The sequence below is a fragment of the Rhodovibrio sodomensis genome (genome assembly GCF_016583645.1).
Lineage (GTDB): Bacteria > Pseudomonadota > Alphaproteobacteria > Kiloniellales > Rhodovibrionaceae > Rhodovibrio > Rhodovibrio sodomensis.
On sequence record NZ_NRRL01000065.1, the window covers coordinates 1 to 23824 of the forward strand.

Genomic DNA, 23824 nt, shown 5'->3' on the forward strand with positions numbered 1-23824 from the left:
TCCTCCCCTAACCCCTCCTCCCACTGGAGGAGGGGAACGAGTTGTACGACTGACCGGGCCCCATTCGCCCGACTTAAGCGGCCTTATCCGAAAAGGTCGCGCGCGATGGTGTCGCGATCGTGGCCGGTCGCATCGCTCACGGCCGTGAGGATCGCGTTCAGCGTTCCAACCCGGAGCGCGTCGTGGTCCGGGATGGTCAAAGGGGCCGCGTCACGGCCGCGACGTTCCAGACGCATATGACTGCCGCGCTGGCGCACGATCTCGTAATCATAGCGCTCAAGAAGCTTGGCGAGACGTCGGCCGCTGACGTCCCGTGGGAGCCTCAAGCTTCAATAACCTCATCGCGGACAAAGTGCAGGCGCACCACACGGCGGGTTTCGTCGTCGAAGTGACAGCGCACCGCGTCACGGACATTGGTGCGGAGGTCGTCCAGCGTGTCGGCTTCGGTAAAAATGGCGTGGCCGAGGGCGCTCGCGATGTAGCCGCCTTCTTGGGCTTCCTCGACCTGGAAGATGATCTCGCTCATGCCGCAACACGTTGATGCTCGTGGGACCGAGACAGTGCTGTCCCCCGGTCACGCGGTCAAGTAGCAGGCATCCCACGAAAGGCGTGCGGCGATTGACGGCTCGCGCCGCAAACCTGCCCGGCGGCGCCCGCCGCTCACGCCGCCTGCGTCGGGCGCTGGCGGCCGTCGGTCCAGGCGAGGCAGTCGTCCAGGTGCATCAGGTTGACGCCGATCCGGGCCATGTCGTTGGCGCCGGTGTCGCGCAGGCCGCTGGAAGCCTCGGGCACCATGACCACGCGGAAGTCGCGCTCGCTCGCCTCCAGCACGGTGGCCCGGCCGCTGGTGGCGAAGTTGGCGCCGACCACGATCAGCGTGTTGACCCCGATGTTGTGCAGCCGCTGTTCCAGCGAGGTCCGGTAGAACGCCCCCCAGCGCGGCTTGTACAGCACCTCTTCCCGCCGGCCCAGTTCCTGGATCCCGCCGTCCTGCAGCAGATGCGGATCCAGGCGCGGCGCGCTCTCCGGCGCCACCTCTGGAATCAGGTCGGCGCCCCGGCTGCCCGGCATCAGCACGCGCATGCCCTCTTCCACCGCGCGTCGGCGGGCGAGATCGACGTTGCTGCCGTCGGGCTTATAGAAGCGCACGGCGTGGAAGATCGGCAGGCTGGCCTCCCGCACGCCGTGGACGAGGCGCCTGAGCGGCTCCAGCGTGTGGTTCGCGCCGGCCGATTTCACCGGACTGTCGGGGTCGATGTAGTCGCGCTGCGCATCGACCGTGAGCAGGGCGGCGTGCGCGCGCTGCGGTGTGATGTAGTCGTTCATGACCGGCGGAAGCCGCCTCCCCTCAAGCCGCGAACTATCGTTTAACCCTCTGACCAAGAAACAGACCGCGGCCACCGGAACAAGAGAGTGATCGCTCATGGCCGCCTTGCGGGAACTGCAACGCACCGGGGTTTACGACCGCGGGACGCGCACGACGACGGTCAGCCGGTGCAACCGATCCGATCAGGTTTCGCCGTCCTGGCGCTGTCGGCGCAGCTTGGCCCAGTAGTCCAGGCGCTTCTTGATCTCGCGCTCGAAGCCGCGCTCGACCGGGCGGTAGAACTGCCGCCGGTCCATCGTCTCCGGGAAGTAGTCCTGTCCGGAGAAGCCTTCCTCTGCGTTGTGGTCGTAGGCGTAGCCTTCGCCGTAACCGATCTCGCGCATCAGCTTGGTGGGCGCGTTCAGGATGTGCTTGGGCGGCATCAGGGAGCCGGTCTCCTTGGCCGCGCGCACGCTCTCCTTGTAGGCAACGTAGTTGGCGTTCGACTTGGGCGCGGTGCCCAGATAGACGACCGCCTGGGAGAGCGCGAGTTCGCCCTCCGGGCTGCCCAGCCGGTCGTAGGCGTCCCAGGCGGCGAGCGCCTGGCTCAGCGCCTGCGGATCGGCCAGGCCGATGTCCTCGCTGGCGAAGCGGGTCAGTCGGCGGGCGATGTAGGCCGGATCCTCGCCGCCCGCCAGCATGCGCGCCAGCCAGTACAGCGCGGCGTCGCAGTCGGACCCGCGCAGCGCCTTGTGCAGCGCGGAGATCAGGTTGAAGTGCCCCTCCTGCGCCTTGTCGTAAACCGGCGCGCGGCGCTGGACGACCTGCATCAGCCCCTGGGTGTCGAGCGGCGGGTCCGCCGGATAGGCGGATAACTCCTCGACCATGTTGTAGAGGTAGCGGCCGTCGCCGTCGGCCATCGCGATCAGGGCGGCGCGGGCGTCGTCCTGCAGCGGCAGCTGGCGGCCCAGCTCGTGTTCGGCGCGCGCGGCGAGCGCCTCCAACGCCTCCTCGTCCAGCCGGCGCAGGACGTAGACCTGACAGCGGCTGAGCAGCGCCGCGTTCAATTCGAAACTGGGGTTCTCGGTGGTCGCGCCGACCAGCACCACCGTGCCGTCCTCGACGTAGGGCAGGAAGGCGTCCTGCTGGGCCCGGTTGAAGCGGTGCACCTCGTCGACGAACAGCAGCGTGCCCTGCCCGTCCTGGCGGCGCTGCTTGGCGCGCTCGAACACCTTGCGCAGGTCGGAAACACCGGAGAACACGGCCGACAGCGGCTCGAACGCCATGTCGGTGACGTCGGCCAGCAACCGGGCGATCGTGGTCTTGCCGCAACCGGCCGGGCCCCACAGCACCATCGACGACAGCCGCCCGGAGGCCGCCATCCGCCCGATCGGCGCCTCCGCGGCCAGCAGATGCTGCTGGCCCAGCACCTGGTCGAGCCGGGTGGGCCGCAGCCGATCCGCGAGCGGCCGCGGCGCCTGACTTTCGAACAGCGAGGTCATGGTGCGCGCAAGGTAGGCGCGCGGCGGCCGGGACGGAAGAGGGCGACCGACTCGTCGCGGGGGAACGACGACCGCCTCGGCGGGTCCCTCCGCCTTGGGGGGAGACTTTTGCAAGCCGGCATAAGCCGCCGTGTGGGGTGCTTCGACACGGACGCCTTCGGCGTCCAACTCAGGACGAAGGTGTAGATGTGTCAGACGCTTAGATACATCTTCATCTATGCTGAGTAGCCAGCCCTGAGCCTTTGGCGAGCTGCGCGAGAGTCTCCCTCGGGGGAGACGGGATTTCGGGGCGTGCGTCGGCGGAGCTTGCCGACAGGAGAGCTCAGAAGTTCACCCAGTCGGGCTTGCGCGGGGTCAGGGTGGCCTCGCCGGCGGTCAGCGGCTGGGCGGTGTCGAGCTGGTCCAGCTTGATCAGCGCCAGGCCGACGCCGTCGACCGCGCTGCGCAGCGTGCCGGCGGTCTTGCCGTCGCGCTTGATCGCCGCGCCGGCTTCCGGCGTGGGACCCGCGATCTCGACCGGTACCAGCCGCTTCTTGGCCAGCCCGCGGTACTTCATCCGCGCGGTCAGCTCCTGGCCCAGGAAGCAGCCCTTGTTCCAGTCGATGCCGCGCAATTCGTCGAAGCCGCTTTCGATCAGGGTCGCCTTCTCCGGCTCCAGGTCGCCGCTGCCTTCGGGCACGCCGAGGGTCAGGCGCAGGCGCTCGAACTCCGCCGTTTCGCCCAAGCCGAAGCCGGCTTCGCGCAGCGTCGCCTCCGCCGTCGCGCGCGGCAGGATCGCACGCGCGCCCAGCCAGCCGAGCCGGGGATCGGTGAACGCGGCCCCGTCGCCGAGCTGCCGGGCGTAGCCCTCCAGCGCCGGCAGATCGAGCAGGCCCAGCGCGCGCACGCCCAGCAGCGCGTAGACGCACAGATCGTCCGCCTCGGCGATCTCGGCCTTGGCGCGCAGCTTGTAGATCGCCAGGCGCTTCTTGAAGTGCGCGCGCCGCGCGCCCTCGCAGTCCATCCAGAGCGCGCCGTCCGGCCCCTCGACCAGGAAGAACTCGTGCAGGAACTTGCCCTGCGGGGTCAGGAAGGCGGACCAGATCGCCTGCTCGGCCGTCGCCTGGTGGACGTCGTTGGTGACCACGCCGTTCAGGAAGGAGCGCGCATCCTCGCCGGACAGGCGCATCAGCGCGCGGCTGGGCAGCGGGACGGCGGTGGGCTGTTCGCTCATGATCGCGGTCGCTGGCTCTTGGGTCAGGGGCAAACGCGGAAGGGGGGTTCCGTCTATCGTGCGAGATAACCCCGTAGGCGCGCGGCTACAAGCCGGCGTCAGGCGCGGTAGAGGTCGGCGCGGGTGGGCGGCAGGCCGCTCGGGCCCTTCGCCTTGTGCTTGCTGGCGAGCGTCTGGAAGATCCTGAGCGAGCCGTCCTGGAACGACAGCGAGACGCCCGCCAGGTAGGCGATCCACATCCGGTAGGTCTCATCGCCGACTTCGGCCCGGGCGGCCTGCTCCCGGTCGATCAATGCGCGGTACCACAGGCGCGTGGTCTGGGCGTAGTGCTCGCGCCAGCCCTCGACGTCGTGGATCTGGAAGCGGTGGGCTTCCATCACCGACAGGCTATGGCCGATGTGGTCGAGTTCGCTGCCGGGGAAGATGTATTTCCGGATCAGCCGGTTTTCCGGGCGGATCCGGTTGAACCGCCGCGCCGACTTCTTGGCCCCGCGGGTGATGCCGTGGTTCAGCAGCAGACCCCGGTCGGCCAGCAGGCGGTGGAGATGGCTGAAATAGGCCGGGTAGTTCTGGATACCGACGTGTTCGTACATCCCGATCGAGGCGATCTTGTCGTACGGCCCGGTCAGCTCCCGGTAGTCCTTCAGCTCGACCGTGACGCGGTCCTGCAGCCCCTCGGCCGCGATCTTCTCCAGAGTCCAGTCGTACTGCGTCTTGGACAGGGTGACGCCGTGCGCGTGGACGCCGTGGTGCCGGGCGGCGTGGCAGATCAGCCCGCCCCAGCCGGAGCCGACGTCGAGGAACCGGTCGCCCGGCTGGAGCCGCAGCTTCCGGCAGATCATCTCCAGCTTGTCGTGCTGGGCCCGCTGGATGCCGTTCGACCAGTCGGTGAAGTAGCCGCAGGAATACTGCATCTCGGAATCGAGAAACAGGCGGTAGAAGGCGTTCGAGACGTCGTAGTGGAACTGGATGAACGCCTTCTCGTCGCGCTTGCCCTGGTCGCGTCCGGTTGCCTCGCCGGCGTATTCGCGGGTCGGGCGGGTTCCGGTATCGGGCGCGAACAGCAGCGGCCAGGCGCGCTTGACCAGCGCTGGCTTGTCGAGGTCGCCCAGGCGGATCTTGACCCGGTGCCGTCGGGCCCGCTCGACGAAGTCCATCAGGTCGGTGCCCGCGACGGCGAGACGCCCGGCGGCGTACAGGCGCGCCACCGTCTCCAGCGTCGGCCGGCGCAACAGGCGGCGCAGCACGCCCGCGTCGGCGATCCGCAGCGCCGGGGCGTCGTTGCCGCCCGCGTTGGCGCCCAGGGCAACCCGGCTGCCGTCCCACAGCTCGACCTGGAACGGGGCGTTCAGGTCCCGGGCGATCTGTTCGAACAGCCCGCGGGCGGCGGCGATATGACGATCGGTCTCGGACATGCGGGATGGAGCGGTTTTCAAGCTGCGTGGGATGGGGAGGCGACAGGCCGCGGCAACGCGGTTAGCCTAGAGCAAGATGCTGCAAGGTGAAGCCACCTTTCAGCATCTTGCTCTCTCTTCAAGCAGTGAGAGCAAAATTCACCATGAAGGTCGATTCGACCTTCATCGATTTTGCTCTCGGCGCAACGAGCGCCCAAGCGAAAGGGCGCGTGGACGCGCCGACGTCGCGCTCTAGTTCTTACTACGAACCTCAAGCCTCGCCCGCCTACCACGCAGGACAGAGACCGACCATGCGGATCGCCGACGTACCCGGCATGCACGAACACCGCGCCCTCGCCGTGGTGAACGACCAGCTGACGGTCACGGAGGCCGCGACGATGATGGCCAGCCAGTCGATCGGCGCGGTCGTCGCGCTGCGCGACGGCGCCATGTCCGGCATCTTCACCGAGCGCGACCTGCTGGTAAAGGTCGCGGCTGCGGGCCTGGACCCCAGCACGACGGCGGTCGCCGACGTGATGACGGTCGACGTTGCCACGATCACGGTCGACGACACGCTGGAAACGGCGGTGTCGAAGATGCGCGACGGCGGCTTTCGTCACCTGCCGGTGGTCGACGGCAGCGGCGAGCCGTTCGCCATGCTGTCCCTGCGCGACCTGATCGCCCTGGTGACCGAGGCACCGCTGACCGACGCCACCCCCTGAGCGCCCCGGCCAGGCCGGCGTTTCCGGCACCGGCGCGGCGAAATTCGACATGCCTGCGCGCAGGTCCAGTGCCCGCGGACGCATTCCCTCGCGCGTAATTATTTGCGTTCCAACTGGCACGGATCGCGCCGGCGCCGCTTCAGGCGCGGCCGCAGGGCCTACGCGGACGCTTCCTGCGTCGGCGCCTCGACGACCGCGCCCAGGCGGCCGACCAGATCGCTCCGGTTGCCGGCGAGTTCGGCCACCGTGACCCCATCCAGCACTTGGAGGAATGCCACCAGCGCCTCGTCCAGCGCGGTCGACAGGCGGCAGACGCCGATCAGCGGACAGCTGTTGGTGTCGGCGTTGAAGCACTCGACCAGCTCGATCGGCGATTCGGTCAGGCGCACGACCTCGCCCACCGTGATCGCCGCCGGGTCGCGGGCGAGCCGGAAGCCGCCGCCGCGCCCGCGGACCGTCTCGACGTAGCCGGCTTTGCCCAGTTCGTGCACGATCTTCATGATGTGCGCGCGCGAGACGCCGTGGGCGGCCGCGACCTGATCCACCCGGGTCAGGGCGGGCGCGCGCAGGGCCGCCATCTGCAGCGTCCGCAGAGCGTAGTTGGTGTAGTTCTTCAGCCGCATTGCCCTCGTGCCCCTTTACCTTCGTAACGTCCCCGGCCGCGCCCGCGCCCACGAGCTAACCTAAATCTGCAATACCGCTTTGCCCAACCCCGGGTGGCCGCAGAACGCATTCCTGTTATCTTAATCGACAGGCGCATCGGCGGCCGACAGACCGACCGCAGGACAACAAGGAGACCGTCCGCCATGGAGACGATCGAGCTGAACGGCGCGACCCTGGAGCAGTGGGGGCCGACAGAGCTATACGCGGCGATGCAGCGCGGCGAGGTCGCGCTGATCGACGTGCGGACGCCCCAGGAGTTCGCCTTCGAGCACATCAAGGGCGCGCTCCTGTCGCCGCTGTCGACCTTCGACGCGCGGACGCTGCCCGCGCAGCAGGGCAAGCAGCTGGTGTTCCACTGCGGCTCCGGCGTCCGCTCCCGGCGGGTGGCGGAAGCCTGCATCAACGCCGGCTTCGACCGGGTGGCGCACCTGGAGGGCGGTTTCGCCGCCTGGAAGCAGGCCGGCCTGCCCTACATCGCGATCGATCCCACAACCGGCGGGCAGCACCTGGTCGGCGGCCAGCAGGCGTGAGCGCCGGGCACACCCGAGGGGCCTGGGCAATGGGCCTGGGCGGCCGGCCGTGCCGCAGCCTCGCCGCGGCGACCGCCGAACCGGCGGCGGCGCCGGGGATCGAAATCCCGCTCACCTACTGACGCCGCGGCGAAGGGAGCCACCCGTGTCCGATCGGCCCAACGTCAAGCTGCCGCCGCCGGCGATCTACGCCGGCGCGTTTGCGATCGGCTGCGGCCTGCATTGGCTGCTGCCGTGGAGTGCCTTCGCCGGGCCATCGCGCTGGCTATTGGCCGCCGCGCTCGGCCTTCCGGCGGTCGCCCTGGCGCTGTGGGCGCTGCTGACCTTCCGCCGCGCCGACACCGCGATCGAACCTTGGGCGCCGGCCCGTAACCTGGTGACGCACGGGCCGTACGCGTACACCCGCAATCCGATGTACGTCTCGCTGACCCTGCTGACGGCCGGCGCCGCGGTCGCACTCGACCTGCCCTGGGCGCTGCTGCTGGTCCCGGTCGCGGTGCTGGTGACCGACCGGTACGTGATCGCCCGCGAGGAGGTCCACCTGAGCCACATGTTCGGGGCCGCCTACCGCAGTTACTGCGCGCGGACGCGCCGCTGGCTGGGCCGCAAGGCTGGGTGAACGGCCCCTTCGAAGACCCGGGCCTGCGACCATTTGGCACCGGGGCCCGAGCCTTCCGCCGCCACCCGTGAATACCCATTCTATGAGGTGTAACTGTGCAAACGGGCAGAATCGGCGCCGGCCGGGTCGGCCTTCCACGCGGATTTTGCGCCGCCCCTGGCCGAATGCCGAGGGATCACAGGTAACCCAGCGCAGGACTTCGCGGTCAGGTCGGTCTGGCTTCCGAAGCGTCCTGCGCAAGACGGGCACGGATGGAGGTTGCCATGAAAACGTATGTTTGGCGGAGGCCGGTCGCGGCGTCGCTCGCCCTGGCCGGGCTGTTGGCCGCAGCGACCGGGCCGGCGGCGGCCGCGCAGGCGGACGACGTCGAGGTGACGGGGGCACACGCCCTGGTCTCGCCGATGCACGAGGGCGGCGGGGTGTTCATGACCCTGACCAACACCGGCGGCGCGGACGCCGTGATCACCCAGGCTGCCGCCCCGGTCGCGGCGACGGTGTCGCTGCACCGCTGCGACACGCCCGGCGGCATGCCGGGCGGCCGGGGCGCCCAGCGTCGGCGCCCGGAGCCGGCGACCGGCCCGCTCGCGGTCCCGGCCCGCGGCACGGTCGTGCTGCAGCGTGGTGCCCGGCACATCTGCATGACCGGCACCAACGAGGGCTTCGCTCTCGGCGCCGAGTTCCCCCTGACCCTGACGTTCGCCGACGGCAGCACCAAGACGGTGCCGCTGAAGATCGAAGGGGTCGCCAAGCCGCGCGGCGGTCAGATGCAGGGCGGCCAGCGGCCAAACGCCGACAGGTAAAGATGCCCGTCGGCGGTCGCCCGCCCAGCCGACAGCGCGTTCGACTGAAACGCGGCCAGCAGGCCGGTACCGGCCTGCTGGCGTGCCGGGCGGCAGCGGAATCGCTGAAGCGCGAATTGCCCTTCAGCGATTCCGCCGTGTCTTCAAGAAGTCACCGCAATCCGTTCAAATAGGCAGCGAGATCCTCGGCGTCGGCCGGCAGGTCGACCTGGCTCCTGGCCGGGGCGTGCTGCGGCTGGTCGAGCACCTCCGAGATCGCCTGGGCACTGATCGGCGCCCGCTCGGCCGCGATGTTCGCGAACGCCGGGCCGACCGGGGCGCCGCTGCCGTCGGGCAGCTTGTGGCACATGGCACACGCGCTCCGGGCGAGCTTTTCGCCGGCCGCGGGATCGCCGTCTGCCGCCTGCCCGGCGGTGGCGACCATAACCAGCGCGGCGGCCGCGAGAACGCTTCGGATCATGCGGTCTGTTCCCTGCCTGAGGTGAACGCACGGGGGCATCAGCGCCCGGCCTGGCCGTGCGGCACGCCGGAATGGCAGTCGACACAGGTGGGGCCGCCGCCGGCCTGTAGGGACTGGTGCGACGCGCGCGCGCCCGCGGACTGCTGATCCAACTGCATGCTTTCGACGGCATGGCAGGACCGGCAGGTGGCGCTGTCGCGCGCCTTGAACCAGCGGTGGGCCTGTTCCTGCAGCGCCGGCCGGATCTCGGCGAACTCCGCGGGGGTATCGATGCCCTGGACGTAATAGGCCCAGAACGCCTGAGCGCCCGAGGTCGCCTTGGTCCACAGCATGTCGGCCAGATTGTCGTCGGGGATATGGCAGTCCGCGCAGCCGACCTGCACGCCCGGCGTATTGGTCCAGTGGCCGGACTGGCGGAACTCGGCCGCGAAGTCGTCGTAAACGTGGCAACTGGTGCAGAATTCGGTGGTGTTGGTGTGATGCACCGCGACCGCGCCGCCGCCAGCGACGACCAGGCCGGCCAGCCCGCCGGCGACGAGCAGGCCGATCACGCTCAGCGGCGCCCAGCGGCGTCCGCCAGGGCTTGTCATGCTGTCGGTCCCCCGTCTCTGACGCCGCCCACCGGCATCTGTAGCCCGGTGCCTGGGCCGATGCAACCCGGCCGCGTGCGGGCCGCGGCGCGTCCGCCGTGCCCGGCCTCCGCCGGCCTAATCGCCTCAGCCGATCCTGACGGTGGTGTCGTCGACGAACGTGTACGGCGGAACCACCAGGTTGGTCGGCGCCGGCCCTTTCCGGATCCGTCCGGAAGTGTCGTAGTGCGAGCCGTGGCACGGGCAGAACCAGCCGCCGTAGTCGCCGCGCGGCTCGCTCGGCTTGTTGCCCAGCGGGATGCAGCCAAGGTGCGTGCACACCCCGATCACGATCAGCCATTGCGGCTGCTTGACGCGCGCCTTGTCACGCTGCGGATCCGGCAGCGCGCTCAGGTCGACCGAGCGCGCCTGCTCGATCTCGGCCTGCGTACGCTTGCGCAGGAAGACCGGCTTGCTGCGCCACATCACGCTGATCGCCATGCCTTCCTGGATCGGCGACAGGTCGGCCTCGATGCTGCTGAGTGCCAATTGCGCGGCGCTTGGGTTCATCTGGTCGATCAACGGCCAGAGCGCGCCGGCGGCGCCGACGGCTGCCGTGGCGCCGGTCGCCAGGATCAGGAAATCCCGCCGGCCCACCTTCTGGCCGCCGCCCGCGCCGTGGAAACCGGCCGGCTTGAGCTGTTTCGCTTGGGACGTCATCGCCTATCACCTCCTGTGTCGAACCGTCCGGCGACGGCGTCCGCCGCGGCCGGACGGTGAAAGCTGTAGTGCTCATATAACTATTAAGGCCGACCCGATGAGATATTCAATCAGGTGCAACTGACTGTCGCAGGCGCCGGACCCGCGCACGGTCGTGATGATGGCCGTAGGGCATCCTTCCGGACGGTTGGCTTCGCCAACCCCTTCAGGATGAAGTGACAGGTTTGTCAGTAAGATAATAGAGCTTCATGGGGAGATGCGGCCTGCCAAGGCCGCATCTCGACGCATCGCTGACGGGGGCTGAAGCGCCCGGGCAAAAGCCAGAAACCCTTGGCGACGTCGATCGGGTGTCAGCCCCAGACCAACGGGATCGCGACCGCCACGCCGGCGGCGACAGCGGCGCAGGCGAGCGCGCGGATCGGGCTGGCGAACCACGGTTCCCGCCAGCCGGCCGGGGCGGGGCGACGGCCGGTCACCATCCAGCGGATCAGGTTTTCGCGCTTGAGCGGCAGGTAGGCGACCGTGACCACGACGTGCAGGCCGGCGACCCCCAGCAACACCCAGAACAGATCCTTGTGCAGCCCGCCGATCGCGTCCTGGACGCCCGACGGAACGTCGTTGGCGAGGTAGCCGGAGGCCAGGATGTCATCGCTCGCGAACAGGCCGGTGATCGGCTGCGCGGCGGCCAGCAACAGCAGCGCGACGACCGCCCAGCCGCCCAGCGGGTTATGCCCGATCGGCGTGGGGTCACGCCGGCGCAGCGACTTCACGTAGCCGAACACGGCGCCCGGCCCCTTAACGAACTGGCGGAAGCGCGCGGTCTCGCTGCCCACCAGGCCCCACAGCACGCGGAACACGATCAGCCCGAGCACGGTCGTGCCGATGCGCATGTGCCAGGTCTTACCCAGTCCGCCGAAGCCGTACTCCGCCGAGTACCAGGCGAGCACGAGGCCGACGACCAGCAGCCAGTGAAACGCGCGCACCCAAGGGTCCCAGACCTTTAGGCGCTGCTGCCCGGGCGCGCTTGCCCCGCGCGGGACGGCGCCGCGCGCGGCCGGGCTTTGGCCGGCTGCCGGGCCGCCGTGCGTCGTCTCGCCGTTGTCAGCCGTCGGGTCGGCCATGGGTTTCGCTCCAGCCTCGACTCTCGGTTACGTGTGCCGCCCGCACTCCGCCATCCCCATTTTGCGCCAAGGAACATTTTGGTATCGCACGGAGTTGTGTACAGGCAAGCTAATACAACGCGACTCAGCGACGCGCTTGCCTGCCATATAACAAGAACTTTAATCGTGTAAGCGTCGCCCCCAAGGCCGTCCCGGCCCCGCATCCGTGTCCGCTCGATGCCGGGGCGCGCTCGACTGCCTTGCCAAACACCAAAGGGAGACTTGCTTGCCATGAGGATGACCGCGATCAAGACCACGCTTGCCGCCGCCACCCTGGCCGTGACCGGGCTCGGCGTCGCCGCGCCCGCGGGCGCGCAGGGCGACAAGACCGCCGAGGACTGGATCCAGGCGCGCCAGGACAACCTCGCCTCCGCCGCGGCCGCGACCAAGTCGGTGGCCTGTTCGCTCAAGGGCGAGGGCTGCCCGCGGGCGTTCGACTATCTGACGCTGCAGGCCCGCGCGATCGCGCACGCGGCCAGCATGGCCCCGCAGCATTTCCGGAAAGGGCCGTTCCCGGACGCACAGGTGGAAACCGCGGCACTGCCCAAGATCTGGGACGAGTACGACCAGTTCACCCAGGGCTTCGAGACGATGGAGAAGCACGCCCGCGACATGGTCGAGGCCGCGCGGAATGAAGACCTGCAGGCCTACGCCGCGGCATTCAAGAAGACCACCGACGCCTGCTCGGAGTGCCACGACACCTACCGCGAGGACTGAGCGAGACGCCACGCGAAGGCACAGCGATGCGGCCGGCGGCCCATGGGCCCCGGCCGCGTTTTCGTGCGATCTGACCGCTCTCCCCCGGATCCCTCTCCTACACTGGGGGGCGGGGCGCGGGGCGGAGGTTACCCGCGCCGTGCACACCACCTCACCCTCTCCCACCCGTGGCGGAGAGGGAACCCGCCGATGCGCTCTGCTTTACGCGCGTGGAACGCGGCAGGGGCCTACTGCGCCGTGTGCAGCGCCAGCCGCGCCGCCTCGCCCTGCTCCGGCCAAGCCACCAGCACGGCGGCGGCGATCGCGCTCATCACCGCGAGCGCCGCAACCGTGGCGACGACGTTGCGCTTGGTGATCATGTCCGACCCCTCCCGATCGATTGCGTGGGCGCCGCGCGGACGCCGCCCTGCGCGCGGTCGTTTTCCGACCCTTGGACACGCTCCCACATAAAAACCGGACAGGCCGCGACACAACCCGCCGATCCGCGCACCTACCGCGGGCGCACCCGGCCGCCCGCAACTGGGCGCCCCGTTAAAACCGTGGAAAAACGGCAAGAGACCGGAATGGTGCCCAGGGAAGGATTCGAACCTCCGACACTGCGATTTTCAGTCGCATGCTCTACCAACTGAGCTACCTGGGCACCGAGCGCTGCCGGTGGCGCGGGACAGGGCCACCGCTCGCGTGCGGGTGCGGTGTATAGCGATCACGGACCGCGGTGTCCAGCCCCGCTGCGCGGTTTGTGGCACCGCCGGGGATAACCCGCTGGTCCAGCTTTACTTCGGTGGCCGGACCCTTGGATTCCAAGGGGGGTTAGGGGTAGTCTGACGGCATGACGGAGAGCCCGCCTCGCCCCCGCTGCATCCCGGTTTTCCGCGCGCTTGGCGCGGTCAGCGCGCTTGCGGCCGGGGGGCTGGCGCTCGCCGGGGTCGGTCTGCTGCTGGGCCTGGGCGCGGGCAGCGATACGGCGACCGGGGCGGTCCTGCTGGGCCTGGGCGCGCTTGCCGGATTCGCGAGCGCGATGCTGCTCGGGTTCGCCGCCAATCTGGAGATCCTGCACGATATCCGCGCCCGGCAGCCGCAGGCGCCGAGCGACGAGAATCGGCCGGGTTAGCTCGACGGCAGCTCGATCTCCAAGGTTGCCTGGCCGTCGTCCCGCTGGACCACGGCTTCGATCGTGCTGCCGCGCTCGGCGAGCGCCAGCGCCGCGACCGCGTCGCTCGGCCGTTGGACCGGCCGGCCGGCCAGTTCGATCAGCAGGTCGCCGGGCTGCATGCCCGCCTGCGCGGCCGGGCTCTCCGGCGTCACCGCCGCGACCCGCGCGCCGGCCTGGGAGCGCGGCTCCAGGCGCGGCTGCCCCTGCAGCGAGGCGCCGATCGACGGGCGGGTGAAGCTGCCGTCGTCCTTCAGATCGGCGACCACGCGCCGGGTCAGTTCGGCCGACACGGCGAAGTTCACGCCGATGTTCGCGTCCGCGCCCTGGGTCAGGATCGCGGAGAGGATGCCGACCAGCTTGCCCTTCTCGTTGACCAGCGCGCCGCCGGACATCCCGGGGTTGGCCGCGGCGTCGGTCTGCAGGAAGTCCTCGACCGGGTTGAAACCGGCGTGGGTGACGTTCTTCTTCGACACCACGCCGCAGGACGCCGAGATGCCCAGGCCGAAGGCGTTGCCGACGGCGCAGACCCGGTCGCCCAGCAGCGGCGGTTCGCCCCACTGCATCGGGCGTGCCGGCGCCGCGCTCTCCAGGATCGCCAGATCCGCCGCGGGCGCGCGGGCGGTCACCTTGGCCTCGAACACCCGGCCGTCGTCCAGCCGCAGCAGCGCCCGGTCGCCCGGACCCAGCACGTGGTTGGCGGTGACGAAAAGGCCGTGGGCCAGCGCCACCGCGCTGCCTTCCGGCTCCAACGGACGGTATTGCGGACCCGCTTGCGGCTCGGCCTGCTGGGCCGGCTCCGGCCGCAGCACCGCGACCACCGATTCGATCACCGCCCGCTCGAACGCGGCGACCGGCTGGACCAGACCGCCCGCCAGCAGCAGGCCCGCCAACAGCGCCGGCAGAAATCGCCTCATTCCTCGTCCTCCCGCGGTAGATCGTCCGGATCGGCCGGCTCCTGGGTGGGCACCCGATAGCTGCCGTCCAGCCAGCGGGCCAAGTCCAGCTGCTGGCAGCGCTTGGAGCAGAACGGCTGGGTCAGCTCCGCCGTCGGCTTGCCGCAGATCGGGCAGGTCCGGCCGCGGTTCCCGGCGGCTTTCGATCCCGTTGCGCCCGCCGCGCCCGCGGTTCCCGGGCGATCCTGGTTGTTGTTGTCCGTCATGCCGTCCGCCTCAGGCTAGCAGAATGTCGAACGCCGTGCGCGGGCGGGTCGGATCGCCGCGCCGCCCGGGCGCCGCGCCCAGCGCCCGCGCCAGGGCAGCGTGCGCGTCCTCAAGCCGGCCGTCGAGTTCGGCCAGGACGTCCGGGTGGGCCACCAGAACCGGCTGCCGGCCCGGGTTCGCCAGCGCCTCCGCCCAGGCCCGGCGCAGCAGATCGTAGGCCAGCGTCGCCGTGTCCGCGACCCGCCCGGCGCGGCCCGCGGGCAGGCTCAGGAGTTCGTGCAGCGGCGGCCGGATCCGCTGCCGGGCGATCTCGACCAGCCCGCTCGCCCGCATCGGGGACACGCTGGTCTCGACCGGGTCGCCGGCGAACCCGGCCTCCAGCGCGCGTGCCACCTGCTGCCGGTCGGATTTGGTCTCCAGATCCAGGAAGTCGACCACGATCAGCCCGGAAAGCGCGCGCAACCGAGCCTGCCGGGCGATTTCAGCGGCCGCGCGCAGGTTGACCGCCAGCGCCTGCCGGGCCCGGCCGCCGCGCGCGTCCGCCTGGCCGGCGTCGACGTCGATCGCGGTTAGGGTACGGACCGGCTCGATCAGCAGCTGCCCGCCGCCTGGAAGCGGCACCTCCGCGTCCAACAGCCGGTCGATCGCGGCGTTCAAGCCGGCCGCCTCGAACAGCGGCTGGGCCCCGGTGTGGCCGCGGAGCCGGCCCGCCAGGTCGGGCGCCGCATCGGCCAGCGCACGCAGGCGCCCGGCCCCCTCGACCAGGATCGCGTCCGGCTCGGCCCGGCGCAGCAGGTCGATCAGCGGCGTCGCCTGGGCCAGCAGCGCCGGCGGCTGCGCGTGCGTCTCCGGCGCGTCGGCGGCCGGCGCCAGCTTCGGCCCCTTGCCCGGCGACGGCTCGCGCACGATCCGCACCGGCACGCCAGCGCCCTCCTGCAGCCGGTCGGGCGCCGCCTTGAGGGGCAGCAGACCTGGACGCGCCAGACCCAGGTCGACGAACGCCGCGTTGAGCCCGCGGTCGCGCGCGACCACCCGGCCTAGGTACAGGTTGCCGGTCAGGCTCGGCCGGTCGGCCCGCTGGATCAACAGCTCGTTCAGCGCCTCGCCGCCATCGTCCGCGGGCGTCAGGACGGCGGCCCGCGTTTCCCCGGGCCAGCCGTCGATCAGCGCCCGCCCGCCGGTCACGGCGAGGCGTCCCCGGACGGCGGGCACGGGGTTTGCCCGCCGGCGGGCGGCCGGGCCATCCCCAGCCCGTCCAGCAGCGCCAGCGTCTCGGTCACCGGCAGGCCGACCACGTTGGTGTAGGAGCCGTTGATCCAGGGCACGAAGGCCGCCGCCGCGCCCTGGATGGCATAGCCGCCGGCCTTGCCCTGCCACTCGCCGCCGGCGACGTAGGCGTCGATCTCATCCGGATGCAGACGCTTGAAGCGGACGATCGTCTGCACCAGCCGCTCCGCCGAGCGGCCGTCGGGCGCGACCAGGCAGACCCCGCCGAACACCCGGTGCCGGCCGCCGGAGAGCATCTCCAGGCGCTGGCGGGCCTCGCCTTCGCCGGTCGGCTTGTCCAGGATGCGCCGGCCGGCGGCGACCACCGTGTCGGCGGCCAGCACGTACCGGCCGGGGCGGCGCTCGGCGACGGCGCGCGCCTTCGACCGTGCCATGCGCCGCGCGTAGACCCGCGGCGTCTCGCCCCGGCCCGGCGTCTCGTCCAGTTCGGCCGGGTCGACCTCGGCCGGAACCACGCCGACCTGCCGCAACAGCGCGACCCGCCGCGGCGAGGCGGAAGCCAGCACCAGCGCGCGTTCCGGGGCTTGCGCGGCCGCCCGGTCGGCGTTCCGATCTCGGACGGCCGCAGCCGCGCCTTGATCCTCGGCGGCCGCCGCCGCCCGGGCGCTGTCCGGAGCCGGTGTCATGTCGCGGGCGTGCTCCTGCTGGCAGGTCAAACGGACACGGCGGGCCCGCACGCCTACTTGTAGCGGAAGGTGATGCGGCCCTTGGAGAGGTCGTACGGCGTCATCTCGACGTTGACCCGGTCGCCCGCGAGCACGCGGATGCGGTTCTTGCGCATCTTGCCCGAGGTGTGGGCCAGAACCTCGTGGCCGTTGTCCAGTTCCACGCGGAACATCGCGTTGGGCAGCAGTTCGCGGACCGTGCCCTGAAATTCGATCAAATCTTCCTTCGACATGCGTTCCTGCGTTGACCTCCGGTCGTTTCGTCTCGTGCGCGCGCATGCCGGGTTCGGCGTGCGCGCGCATGACGGCACCGGGCGCGCCGATGCCAATCGCTGGCGACGCACCCGGATGTGGCAAGGCGCGCTCCGCCCGCGGTCCCCACGGACCGGGCACGCCGGCGATGTCTCGATGCACGGAAACCGGCGGCGGAGAAACCGCCCGCCAGTCCGCACGGCGCGCGGATCATACGGGATGGCCCGCCGTGCAACAAACGCAAGTTTGACAGACCCCGTCGGCGCGCGCCGCACGCTTGGGGCGCGACCTGCATATGCGCGGTGACGTGCGCCGTCAGGGCACCGGTTTCAAGTCGAGCGGGAAGCGGTCCTTGAGCTTTTTCAACAGGTCGTCGCGGACCTGGCGGAACGCGTCCAGCTGGATCTCCCGCGTGCCCTCCACCAGGGTCGGGTCGAAGGTGGGCCAGAACTCGACGTCGCAGGCCATCGTGCGGGTCATCTCGACCGCGCGGTGCTGGGCTTCCGGCGACAGGGTGATGATCAGGTCGAACGAGGTGTCGGTCAGCTGATCGAACGTCTTGGCCCGGTGCTTGGTCATGTCGATGCCGAGTTCGTCCATCACCGCGATCACGAAACCGTTGATCTCGCCCTCGCGCACGCCCGCGCTGTCGACGTACAGCCGGTGCCCGAGCAGGTACTTCAGCAGCCCCTCCGCCATCGCCGAGCGGACGGAGTTGTGGGTGCAGGAAAACAGCACGCTGTCGGGCAGGTCGCGCATGGCTTGGCGTCTTCGCTGACCCTCTATCGCCCGTGCCCCCAGGGCGGCAGATGCGGGCGTCAGGTACGGATGTGCAGGACGCAGAGCAGGGTGAACAGCCGCCGCGCGGTGTCGAAGTCCAGGTCCACCCTGCCCTTCAGCCGGTCGAGCAGCAGCTCGGAGCCTTCGTTGTGAAGCCCGCGCCGGCCCATGTCGATCGCCTCGATGCGCGACGGGCTGGCGGTCTTGATCGCCTCGAAATAGCTCTCGCAGACCGTGAAGTAATCCTTGATGATCCGGCGGAACGGCGAGATCGAGATGCCGATCGAACCGAGGTGCTGGTGGTCCTCGCTGGCGATGTCCAGCACCAGCCGGCTCTCCTCCAGACGCAGGTGCAGGCGGTAGGGGCCCTGGTAGTCGCCGAACGGCGCGAAGCGGTTGTCCTCCAGCAGATCGTAGATCGCCACCGCCCGCTCGTGCTCGATGTCGGGGTGGCGGCGCTTGACCGTGCGCTCGTCCAGCGTGACGTCGATGATCTGGTTGCGGCGGCCGTCGGCGCCGGGCCCGTTCTCGCTGTCCGACTGATCGTCGCTCACCTGATCACCGTCGCTTCCTGTTCACGCGTCTTGGGGACGACCGCGCCCAACCCCTCTCCCTTGACGGGAGAGGGAGGGGCCCGCGCGCGTCAGCGCGTGGGAGGGTGAGGGTGGGATTCCTTGCCGCACGCCGGGGAGCCCCCCCTCACCCTGCCCCTCTCCCGCGTGGGGGAGAGGGGACCCGCTGCCATGTCCGTTCCCGCCCGCCTCGTGTTGTCAGGCGACGCGGGTCGGAAGCGCCCCCCTATTCCCTATTCCCCGTCCAGGCGGAGTTTGACGGACAGCGCGTGCGCGTCCAAGCCCTCCGCCTCGGCGAGCGCGACGGCGGCCGGGCCGATCCTGGCGAAGCCGGCGGCCGAGCTCTGCAGCAGCGAGGAGCGCTTCATGAAATCCAGCACCGACAGACCGGAGGAGAAGCGCGCGCTGCGCCCGGTCGGCAGCACGTGGTTGGGCCCGGCGACGTAATCGCCCAGCACCTCCGGGGCGTGCTTGCCCATGAAGATCGCGCCGGCGTGGCGAAACGTCTCGAGCAGCGCATCCGGGTCCGCGACCTGAAGTTCCAGGTGCTCCGGCGCCACCCGGTCGATCAGCCGCCCGGCGTCGGCGATCCTGTCGACCCGGATCACGGCGCCGTGGCGGCGCCAGCTCTCCCCCGCGATCTCGCTGCGCGGCAGGCGCTGCAGGTGGTTCTGCACGGCACGCTCGACCGCCTCGGCGAACGCGCCGTCGTCGGTGATCAGGATCGCCTGGGCGTTCACGTCGTGCTCGCTCTGCGCCAGCAGGTCGGCGGCGACGGTCGCTGGGTCGTTGTCCTTGTCGGCGACCACCAGGACCTCCGACGGGCCGGCGATCATGTCGATCCCGACGGTCCCGAACACCTGCTTCTTGGCGCTGGCGACGTAGGCGTTGCCGGGTCCGGTGATCTTGTCGACCGGTTGAATCGTCTCGGTGCCGTAAGCCAGCGCGGCCACCGCCTGCGCGCCGCCGATCCGGTAGACCTCGTCGATCCCGGCGATCCGGGCGGCGGCGAGCACCAGCGGGTTGAGCACGCCGTCGGGCGCGGGTACGACCATGACCACGCGCTCGACGCCCGCCACCTTCGCCGGCACGGCGTTCATCAGCACGCTGGAAGGATAGGCCGCGGTGCCGCCCGGCACGTACAGACCGACCGCGTCGATCGGGGTCCAGCGGTGGCCCATCCGCACGCCGTCGGCGTCGGTATAGTCCAGGTCGTCGGGCTTCTGGCGTTCGTGGTAGGCGGCGATGCGCGCCCGCGCGAGCTCGAGCGCCGCCACCGTGTCGGGGTCGCACTGATCGACCGCGCCGTCGAGCTCCTCCGGCGTGACCTTCAGGCCCTGCGCGGTGGTCGCGTAGCGGTCGAGCTTGGCGGTATAGTCCAGCAACGCGGCGTCGCCGCGGGCGCGCACGTCGGCCAGGATGCCCTGCACCGTCCGGTCGACGTCGGCCTCCTCTTCGCGCCGGACGTCGAGGAAGTCGGCGAACGCCCGCGCGAAGTCGCCCTGGCGCGCGTCCAGCTTATGCGGCATCTGCGACCTCCCGGAACCTCTCGACCCAGCTGCCCACGTCGTGCGGGCGGGTCTTGAGCGCGGCACGGTTGACGATCAGGCGGCTGGTGACGTCGACGATCCGCTCGATCTCCACCAGATCGTTCGCCTTCAAGGTGGTGCCGGTGGAGACCAGGTCCACGATCCGGCGCGCGAGCCCCAGCTTGGGCGCCAGTTCCATCGCGCCGTTCAGCTTGATGCATTCCGCTTGCACCCCGCGCGCGGCGAAGTGGCGCTTGGTGATATCGGGATACTTGGTCGCGATGCGCACGTGGCTCCAGCGCGTCGGGTCGTCGCGCTTGACCAGGTCGTTCGGCTCGGCGACCGCCAGGTGGCACTTGCCGATCCCCAGATCGACCGGGGAGTAGAGTTCCGGATAGTCGAACTCCATCACCACGTCGTTGCCGGCCACGCCCAGATGCGCCGCGCCGAAGGCGACGAAGGTCGCCACGTCGAACGAGCGCACCCGGATGATGTCCAGGTTGGGATGGTTGGTGGAAAAGCGCAGCTGACGGGAATCGTCGTCCTCGAACGCCGGTTCGGGGACGATGTCGGCCGCCTTCAGCAGCGGCATCAGCTCTTTCAGGATCCGGCCCTTGGGCAGGGCCAGCACCAGGTTTTCGTTCGCGGCCGTCACGTGTGCTTCCCGTTGCGGTTGGCGTCCGGCGCCCGCTCCTGGCCGCCGGCCTGGCTGTCCTGATCGGCGCGCGCGTGGCTGGGCCGCCACTGCGTCGGCCAGGGCTCGCCGAGGTCCTCCAGATGGCAGACGATGTTCGCCCCCTGCAAGCGCAGCGCCGCGTCGCCGGCGAAGGTCACCGTGATCCCCTGGTCGTCGGCGACCACCGCCAGCAGTTCCAGAACGTGGCCGCGCGCATCCTTGGAGAAGCCGCGATAGGCGACCTGCTCGACCCGGTCGAACGTGATCCCGCAGTGCACGCGCTCGTAGAGCGGCGCGTCCTCGAAGCGGGCGTCCGCGTCCGCGGCGGTCTCCGGCAACTGGCCGGAATCCGCCCCGCTCTCGGTGTCCGTGCGCGGGCCCGTCTCCGCCGGCTGGTCCGGCAGGTCGCCCGCCGGCGCGCGCCGTTCCCAGCGGAACCGGTTGGCAACCAGCGCGAAGCGCTGCTCCTCGGGCAGCCAGGCCATGTCGATCACCGGGACCAGGGCGTCCTGCAGCACCGCCGAGACGACGGCGAAGTCTTCCCGGTCATAGGCGCGCAGCTTGAGCGGCTTGTCCGCCGGCGCGACGTTGCCGCCGGCCAGGCCGCGCTTGCCGAACACGCCGGAGACCAGTTTGGCGATCGGGTTGCTCACGCCGCGTCCTCCCGTCCCCGGGTGCGCACGATGTCGGCCCCGCACGCACCGAGCTTCTCCTCCAGCCGTTCGTAGCCGCGGTCCAGGTGGTAGACGCGGTTGATCTCGGTCTCCCCCTCCGCGGCCAGTCCGGCCAGCACCAAACTGACAGACGCGCGCAGGTCGGTCGCCATCACCGGTGCGCCCTTCAGCCGGTCGACCCCGCGGACCATCGCGCTCGCCCCCTCGATCTGCACGTCGGCGCCCATGCGCAGCAGTTCGGGGACGTGCATGAAGCGGTTCTCGAAGATCGTCTCGGTCACCATCGAGGCGCCCTGGGCGGTCGCCATCGTGGCGATGAACTGCGCCTGCAGGTCGGTCGGGAAGCCGGGGTAGGGATCGGTCTGGGCATCCGTGCCCCGCAGCGGCCCGTTCGCCCGGCGGACCCGCATGCCGCGGTTGGTTTCCTGCCAGTGCACCCCGGCCAGGCTCAGCTTGTCCAGCGCGGCGCGCAGGTGGCCGCTGTCCGCGCCGACCAGCTCCAGATCGCCGTCGGTGATCGCCGCGGCCATGGCGTAGGTGCCGGTCTCGATCCGGTCCCCGATCACCGCGTGCTCGGCGCCGTGCAGCCGGCCGACGCCCTCCACCGTCAGGGTATCCGTGCCGATGCCGGTGATCCGGGCCCCCATCTTGTTCAGGCAGTCGGCCAGATCGCCGATCTCGGGCTCGCGCGCGGCGTTGACGATCCGGCTGGTGCCCTTGGCGAGCGTGGCGGCCATCAGCGCGTTCTCGGTCGCGCCGACGGACACCTTGGGGAACACCACCTCGCCGCCGGCGAGGCCGCCCGGGGCGTGCGCCTCGATGTAGCCGTCCTGCAGTTCGATCCGCGCGCCCAGCGCTTCCATCGCCTTCAGGTGCAGGTCGATCGGCCGGGTGCCGATGGCGCAGCCGCCCGGCATCGAAACCTCGACGTAGCCCTCGCGCGCCAAGAGCGGGCCCAGCACCAGCACGCTGGCGCGCATCCGGCGGACCAGATCGTAGGCCGCGCGCACGTTGACCACCTTGCCTGCGGTCAGCTCCAGCACCCGGCCGGCGTGGCCGCCGTCGGCGCCGCCGTCCATGTGCAGGTCGACCCCATGCTGCGAGAGCACGTTGGCGAGCGTGGTGATATCGGCCAGGTGCGGCAGGTTGGACAGGCGCAGCGGCTGCTCGGTCAACAGCGCCGCCGCCATCAGCGGCAGGGCCGCGTTCTTCGCGCCCGAGATCGCGATCTCGCCGTTCAGCGGCCGGCCGCCGCGGATCTTGATCCGGTCCATGCGTCTCCTCGAGAAGTCCGCGCGCTCTCGCGCGTGCGTATCGGGTGTGGGAGCCCCTGAGGAAGCCCCCGGGGCCGCGCGTGCGGCCCACGGGGCCCCGGCACCCGGTCTGACCGCGGGATGCGCCGATTTGATGGCACCGCGATGGCCATGACCGGCGCGTTCCAACGCCCGGACGCCTGCCGGGGCTCGGCAGACGCGTCCAGACGGTGTTCGCACCGGGTTGTAATCGAACGCACGCGGAAGGCCAACCGCGCTGACGGCGCCCGTGCCTGCGCGGCGCGCGGAAACGCTGCGGCGCAAGACCCGTCAAGCGCGCGGATCAGTCGGCCGCCTCGCCGCCGCCTTCGCCGGGGTCGTCCCTGCCGCCCGACCCCCCGCCCGGGCCGCCGTCCGGGCCGCCGTCCGGGCCTGCCGCGCGGCCCTGCTTCTGGCGCTTGCGCTTGCGCAGGTTGGCGCGCAACTGCTGGGCCAGACGCTGCTCCCGCGCCTGCTGCTCGGCCGCCGTTTCGGGGCGCACCTGGGGTCGCTTGCGCTCGCGCTCGCTCATCGGCCTGGCTCGGTCCAGCGGCTGGTGGGTCGGGGCGACGGCCGGCGACCCTATCATCGGGTCGGCGAACGGCCCGCTGTGAAAGGTCGGCGCCTGCGCACCGCGCGGTCAAGCCCGACGCCGCGCCGGCGGCCTACCGCCGGGATAGGCGGGCCGCGAATCGTCCTTGCCATCGCGCCCGCCGGCTGGCATTTTCCGCCGCGCTGGCGCGCGCGGCCCGGTTCACACCCGCCGCCCGCGCCCAACCGGATGCCGCCGTAGCTCAGGGGTAGAGCGCACCCTTGGTAAGGGTGAGGCCGTAGGTTCGATTCCTACCGGCGGCACCACCATAGACCTTCGAATAAAACGGCGAACTCTGGTTCGTTTCAGGTAAGCGTCGCGTCCGCGAACCCACGCGCGCGATCGCGTCAACCTGCACGTTTGCCGCAGGGTAAAACCCGGACAAGAATAAATCAGCCCCGGCCGTCGCGTCTGCCCGCCGCTGGCTCCCCCTACTCCACCGTCACCGACTTCGCCAGGTTGCGCGGCTGGTCGACGTCGGTGCCCTTGAAGACGGCGGTGTGGTAGGCGAGCAGCTGGACCGGGATGGCGTAGAGCAGCGGCGCCACGAACGGGTCCACCGCGGGCAGCTCGATGGTGTATTCGCAGCCCGCGCCGGCGCGTTCGATGCCCTGCTGGTCGGAGATCAGGATCACCCGGCCGCCGCGCGCGATCACCTCCTGCACGTTAGAGGCCATCTTCGGGAACAGCGGGCCGCTGGGCGCGCAGCAGATCACCGGCACGTGCTCGTCGATCAGCGCGATCGGGCCGTGCTTCATCTCGCCGGCGGCATAGCCCTCGGCGTGGATGTAGGAGATCTCCTTCAGCTTCAGCGCGC

Annotated in this window: 31 protein-coding genes and 2 tRNA genes; 7 read left to right on the forward strand and 26 right to left on the reverse strand. The window is 70.6% G+C overall.

Annotated features, from left to right (window positions below):
• Positions 1-83: 83 nt before the first annotated feature.
• The 6 genes from CKO28_RS18060 to CKO28_RS18085 form a co-directional block, all read right to left on the reverse strand.
• A complete protein-coding gene (locus tag CKO28_RS18060) occupies positions 84-326 on the reverse strand; it encodes a type II toxin-antitoxin system HicA family toxin (protein WP_200342211.1) in 243 nt (80 codons plus the stop codon).
• Positions 323-526 (reverse strand): hypothetical protein, encoded by a 204-nt coding sequence (locus CKO28_RS18065; RefSeq protein ID WP_200342212.1) that lies wholly within the window; start codon positions 524-526, stop codon positions 323-325. Before CKO28_RS18065 ends, CKO28_RS18060 begins: the two co-directional genes overlap by 4 nt.
• Before the next feature lie 134 nt (positions 527-660).
• Positions 661-1326: a cysteine hydrolase family protein gene (locus CKO28_RS18070; protein ID WP_200342213.1), complete on the reverse strand. Its 666-nt coding sequence runs from the start codon at positions 1324-1326 to the stop codon at positions 661-663.
• Positions 1327-1509: 183 nt separating this feature from the next.
• Positions 1510-2808, reverse strand: a complete 1299-nt coding sequence (locus tag CKO28_RS18075; RefSeq protein ID WP_200342214.1) for a replication-associated recombination protein A — start codon at positions 2806-2808, stop codon at positions 1510-1512.
• A 322-nt stretch (positions 2809-3130) separates the two neighbouring features.
• Positions 3131-4021 (reverse strand): CAF17-like 4Fe-4S cluster assembly/insertion protein YgfZ, encoded by an 891-nt coding sequence (gene ygfZ / locus CKO28_RS18080; RefSeq protein ID WP_200342215.1) that lies wholly within the window; start codon positions 4019-4021, stop codon positions 3131-3133.
• A 98-nt stretch (positions 4022-4119) separates the two neighbouring features.
• Complete coding sequence (locus CKO28_RS18085) at positions 4120-5436, reverse strand: class I SAM-dependent methyltransferase (protein WP_200342216.1); 1317 nt, start codon at positions 5434-5436, stop codon at positions 4120-4122.
• Between the two features lie 290 nt (positions 5437-5726).
• Here CKO28_RS18085 and CKO28_RS18090 point away from each other — a divergent pair, with 290 nt between their 5' ends.
• Positions 5727-6137, forward strand: a complete 411-nt coding sequence (locus tag CKO28_RS18090; RefSeq protein WP_200342217.1) for a CBS domain-containing protein — start codon at positions 5727-5729, stop codon at positions 6135-6137.
• A gap of 158 nt (positions 6138-6295) precedes the next feature.
• Here the strand turns inward: CKO28_RS18090 and CKO28_RS18095 are convergent, their stop codons facing one another.
• Positions 6296-6760, reverse strand: coding sequence for an RrF2 family transcriptional regulator (locus tag CKO28_RS18095; RefSeq protein WP_200342218.1), 465 nt, complete (start codon positions 6758-6760; stop codon positions 6296-6298).
• Between the two features lie 183 nt (positions 6761-6943).
• Here CKO28_RS18095 and CKO28_RS18100 point away from each other — a divergent pair, with 183 nt between their 5' ends.
• The 3 genes from CKO28_RS18100 to CKO28_RS18110 all read left to right on the forward strand — a co-directional run bounded on the left by CKO28_RS18100 (position 6944) and on the right by CKO28_RS18110 (position 8749).
• Complete coding sequence (locus tag CKO28_RS18100; RefSeq protein ID WP_200342219.1) at positions 6944-7330, forward strand: rhodanese-like domain-containing protein; 387 nt, start codon at positions 6944-6946, stop codon at positions 7328-7330.
• A 145-nt stretch (positions 7331-7475) separates the two neighbouring features.
• A complete protein-coding gene (locus CKO28_RS18105) occupies positions 7476-7949 on the forward strand; it encodes a methyltransferase (protein WP_200342220.1) in 474 nt (157 codons plus the stop codon).
• A 263-nt stretch (positions 7950-8212) separates the two neighbouring features.
• Positions 8213-8749, forward strand: a complete 537-nt coding sequence (locus CKO28_RS18110) for a copper chaperone PCu(A)C (RefSeq protein ID WP_200342221.1) — start codon at positions 8213-8215, stop codon at positions 8747-8749.
• Positions 8750-8900: 151 nt separating this feature from the next.
• Here the strand turns inward: CKO28_RS18110 and CKO28_RS18115 are convergent, their stop codons facing one another.
• From CKO28_RS18115 to CKO28_RS18130, 4 genes are all read right to left on the reverse strand, one after another.
• The gene (locus CKO28_RS18115; RefSeq protein ID WP_200342222.1) at positions 8901-9209 is read right to left on the reverse strand and encodes a c-type cytochrome; all 309 of its coding nucleotides are present in this window, start codon (positions 9207-9209) and stop codon (positions 8901-8903) included.
• Between the two features lie 38 nt (positions 9210-9247).
• Complete coding sequence (locus CKO28_RS18120) at positions 9248-9799, reverse strand: NapC/NirT family cytochrome c (protein WP_200342223.1); 552 nt, start codon at positions 9797-9799, stop codon at positions 9248-9250.
• 126 nt (positions 9800-9925) lie between these two features.
• Entirely contained in the window at positions 9926-10498 is a 573-nt protein-coding gene (gene petA / locus CKO28_RS18125) for a ubiquinol-cytochrome c reductase iron-sulfur subunit (protein ID WP_200342224.1), read from the reverse strand.
• A 350-nt stretch (positions 10499-10848) separates the two neighbouring features.
• Positions 10849-11619, reverse strand: coding sequence for a cytochrome b/b6 domain-containing protein (locus CKO28_RS18130; protein ID WP_200342225.1), 771 nt, complete (start codon positions 11617-11619; stop codon positions 10849-10851).
• Between the two features lie 270 nt (positions 11620-11889).
• Between CKO28_RS18130 and CKO28_RS18135 the strand changes: the two genes are divergently transcribed.
• Positions 11890-12375 carry a c-type cytochrome gene (locus CKO28_RS18135; protein ID WP_200342226.1) on the forward strand — a complete coding sequence of 162 codons (486 nt, stop codon included), beginning with the start codon at positions 11890-11892 and terminating at the stop codon, positions 12373-12375.
• A 227-nt stretch (positions 12376-12602) separates the two neighbouring features.
• Here CKO28_RS18135 and CKO28_RS28915 read toward each other — a convergent pair whose 3' ends face one another.
• Positions 12603-12734, reverse strand: a complete 132-nt coding sequence (locus CKO28_RS28915) for a hypothetical protein (RefSeq protein ID WP_274611004.1) — start codon at positions 12732-12734, stop codon at positions 12603-12605.
• Positions 12735-12939: 205 nt separating this feature from the next.
• A tRNA-Phe gene (locus tag CKO28_RS18140) sits at positions 12940-13015 on the reverse strand.
• Positions 13016-13204: 189 nt separating this feature from the next.
• On the opposite strand from CKO28_RS18140, the gene CKO28_RS18145 reads away from it, so the two are divergent.
• Positions 13205-13486, forward strand: coding sequence for a hypothetical protein (locus CKO28_RS18145; RefSeq protein ID WP_200342227.1), 282 nt, complete (start codon positions 13205-13207; stop codon positions 13484-13486).
• Here CKO28_RS18145 and CKO28_RS18150 read toward each other — a convergent pair.
• The 12 genes from CKO28_RS18150 to CKO28_RS18205 all read right to left on the reverse strand — a co-directional run bounded on the left by CKO28_RS18150 (position 13483) and on the right by CKO28_RS18205 (position 22947).
• Complete coding sequence (locus CKO28_RS18150) at positions 13483-14442, reverse strand: S1C family serine protease (RefSeq protein WP_200342228.1); 960 nt, start codon at positions 14440-14442, stop codon at positions 13483-13485. The genes CKO28_RS18145 and CKO28_RS18150 overlap by 4 nt on opposite strands.
• The gene (locus CKO28_RS18155) at positions 14439-14687 is read right to left on the reverse strand and encodes a DNA gyrase inhibitor YacG (RefSeq protein ID WP_200342229.1); all 249 of its coding nucleotides are present in this window, start codon (positions 14685-14687) and stop codon (positions 14439-14441) included. Before CKO28_RS18155 ends, CKO28_RS18150 begins: the two co-directional genes overlap by 4 nt.
• A 10-nt stretch (positions 14688-14697) precedes the next feature.
• Complete coding sequence (locus CKO28_RS18160; protein ID WP_200342230.1) at positions 14698-15873, reverse strand: ribonuclease E/G; 1176 nt, start codon at positions 15871-15873, stop codon at positions 14698-14700.
• Complete coding sequence (locus CKO28_RS18165) at positions 15870-16601, reverse strand: Maf family protein (protein ID WP_200342231.1); 732 nt, start codon at positions 16599-16601, stop codon at positions 15870-15872. The genes CKO28_RS18160 and CKO28_RS18165 overlap by 4 nt, the downstream gene beginning before the upstream one ends.
• A 53-nt stretch (positions 16602-16654) precedes the next feature.
• Positions 16655-16873: a translation initiation factor IF-1 gene (infA, locus tag CKO28_RS18170; RefSeq protein WP_027288139.1), complete on the reverse strand. Its 219-nt coding sequence runs from the start codon at positions 16871-16873 to the stop codon at positions 16655-16657.
• A 334-nt stretch (positions 16874-17207) separates the two neighbouring features.
• Complete coding sequence (locus CKO28_RS18175) at positions 17208-17651, reverse strand: arsenate reductase ArsC (protein WP_200342232.1); 444 nt, start codon at positions 17649-17651, stop codon at positions 17208-17210.
• Between the two features lie 59 nt (positions 17652-17710).
• Positions 17711-18226, reverse strand: a complete 516-nt coding sequence (locus tag CKO28_RS18180; protein WP_338050181.1) for a UPF0262 family protein — start codon at positions 18224-18226, stop codon at positions 17711-17713.
• Between the two features lie 251 nt (positions 18227-18477).
• On the reverse strand, positions 18478-19773 hold the full coding sequence (gene hisD / locus CKO28_RS18185; protein ID WP_200342233.1) for a histidinol dehydrogenase: 1296 nt from the start codon (positions 19771-19773) through the stop codon (positions 18478-18480).
• A complete protein-coding gene (gene hisG / locus CKO28_RS18190; protein ID WP_200342234.1) occupies positions 19763-20428 on the reverse strand; it encodes an ATP phosphoribosyltransferase in 666 nt (221 codons plus the stop codon). The genes hisD and hisG overlap by 11 nt, the downstream gene beginning before the upstream one ends.
• Positions 20425-21102: a DUF2948 family protein gene (locus CKO28_RS18195; protein ID WP_338050182.1), complete on the reverse strand. Its 678-nt coding sequence runs from the start codon at positions 21100-21102 to the stop codon at positions 20425-20427. Before CKO28_RS18195 ends, hisG begins: the two co-directional genes overlap by 4 nt.
• Entirely contained in the window at positions 21099-22397 is a 1299-nt protein-coding gene (gene murA, locus CKO28_RS18200; RefSeq protein WP_200342235.1) for a UDP-N-acetylglucosamine 1-carboxyvinyltransferase, read from the reverse strand. Before murA ends, CKO28_RS18195 begins: the two co-directional genes overlap by 4 nt.
• A 322-nt stretch (positions 22398-22719) precedes the next feature.
• Positions 22720-22947: a hypothetical protein gene (locus CKO28_RS18205; RefSeq protein WP_200342236.1), complete on the reverse strand. Its 228-nt coding sequence runs from the start codon at positions 22945-22947 to the stop codon at positions 22720-22722.
• 251 nt (positions 22948-23198) lie between these two features.
• Between CKO28_RS18205 and CKO28_RS18210 the strand changes: the two genes are divergently transcribed.
• Positions 23199-23273: transfer RNA gene (locus CKO28_RS18210), tRNA-Thr, on the forward strand.
• A gap of 165 nt (positions 23274-23438) precedes the next feature.
• Here CKO28_RS18210 and CKO28_RS18215 read toward each other — a convergent pair.
• Positions 23439-23824 (reverse strand): SIS domain-containing protein (locus CKO28_RS18215; RefSeq protein WP_200342237.1); only part of this gene is annotated, 386 nt, incomplete at its 5' end.

Excerpts from the sequence above, each read along its gene's own strand:
- CKO28_RS18065 (WP_200342212.1), bottom strand. The coding sequence starts at position 526 with ATGAGCGAGATCATCTTCCAGGTCGAGGAAGCCCAAGAAGGCGGCTAC.
- CKO28_RS18070 (WP_200342213.1), bottom strand. The coding sequence starts at position 1,326 with ATGAACGACTACATCACACCGCAGCGCGCGCACGCCGCCCTGCTCACG.
- CKO28_RS18075 (WP_200342214.1), bottom strand. The coding sequence starts at position 2,808 with ATGACCTCGCTGTTCGAAAGTCAGGCGCCGCGGCCGCTCGCGGATCGG.
- ygfZ (WP_200342215.1), bottom strand. The coding sequence starts at position 4,021 with ATGAGCGAACAGCCCACCGCCGTCCCGCTGCCCAGCCGCGCGCTGATG.
- CKO28_RS18085 (WP_200342216.1), bottom strand. The coding sequence starts at position 5,436 with ATGTCCGAGACCGATCGTCATATCGCCGCCGCCCGCGGGCTGTTCGAA.
- CKO28_RS18090 (WP_200342217.1), top strand. The coding sequence starts at position 5,727 with ATGCGGATCGCCGACGTACCCGGCATGCACGAACACCGCGCCCTCGCC.
- CKO28_RS18095 (WP_200342218.1), bottom strand. The coding sequence starts at position 6,760 with ATGCGGCTGAAGAACTACACCAACTACGCTCTGCGGACGCTGCAGATG.
- CKO28_RS18100 (WP_200342219.1), top strand. The coding sequence starts at position 6,944 with ATGGAGACGATCGAGCTGAACGGCGCGACCCTGGAGCAGTGGGGGCCG.
- CKO28_RS18110 (WP_200342221.1), top strand. The coding sequence starts at position 8,213 with ATGAAAACGTATGTTTGGCGGAGGCCGGTCGCGGCGTCGCTCGCCCTG.
- CKO28_RS18115 (WP_200342222.1), bottom strand. The coding sequence starts at position 9,209 with ATGATCCGAAGCGTTCTCGCGGCCGCCGCGCTGGTTATGGTCGCCACC.
- CKO28_RS18120 (WP_200342223.1), bottom strand. The coding sequence starts at position 9,799 with ATGACAAGCCCTGGCGGACGCCGCTGGGCGCCGCTGAGCGTGATCGGC.
- petA (WP_200342224.1), bottom strand. The coding sequence starts at position 10,498 with ATGACGTCCCAAGCGAAACAGCTCAAGCCGGCCGGTTTCCACGGCGCG.
- CKO28_RS18130 (WP_200342225.1), bottom strand. The coding sequence starts at position 11,619 with ATGGCCGACCCGACGGCTGACAACGGCGAGACGACGCACGGCGGCCCG.
- CKO28_RS18135 (WP_200342226.1), top strand. The coding sequence starts at position 11,890 with ATGAGGATGACCGCGATCAAGACCACGCTTGCCGCCGCCACCCTGGCC.
- CKO28_RS28915 (WP_274611004.1), bottom strand. The coding sequence starts at position 12,734 with ATGATCACCAAGCGCAACGTCGTCGCCACGGTTGCGGCGCTCGCGGTG.
- CKO28_RS18145 (WP_200342227.1), top strand. The coding sequence starts at position 13,205 with ATGACGGAGAGCCCGCCTCGCCCCCGCTGCATCCCGGTTTTCCGCGCG.
- CKO28_RS18150 (WP_200342228.1), bottom strand. The coding sequence starts at position 14,442 with ATGAGGCGATTTCTGCCGGCGCTGTTGGCGGGCCTGCTGCTGGCGGGC.
- CKO28_RS18155 (WP_200342229.1), bottom strand. The coding sequence starts at position 14,687 with ATGACGGACAACAACAACCAGGATCGCCCGGGAACCGCGGGCGCGGCG.
- CKO28_RS18165 (WP_200342231.1), bottom strand. The coding sequence starts at position 16,601 with ATGACACCGGCTCCGGACAGCGCCCGGGCGGCGGCGGCCGCCGAGGAT.
- infA (WP_027288139.1), bottom strand. The coding sequence starts at position 16,873 with ATGTCGAAGGAAGATTTGATCGAATTTCAGGGCACGGTCCGCGAACTG.
- CKO28_RS18175 (WP_200342232.1), bottom strand. The coding sequence starts at position 17,651 with ATGCGCGACCTGCCCGACAGCGTGCTGTTTTCCTGCACCCACAACTCC.
- hisD (WP_200342233.1), bottom strand. The coding sequence starts at position 19,773 with ATGCCGCATAAGCTGGACGCGCGCCAGGGCGACTTCGCGCGGGCGTTC.
- murA (WP_200342235.1), bottom strand. The coding sequence starts at position 22,397 with ATGGACCGGATCAAGATCCGCGGCGGCCGGCCGCTGAACGGCGAGATC.
- CKO28_RS18205 (WP_200342236.1), bottom strand. The coding sequence starts at position 22,947 with ATGAGCGAGCGCGAGCGCAAGCGACCCCAGGTGCGCCCCGAAACGGCG.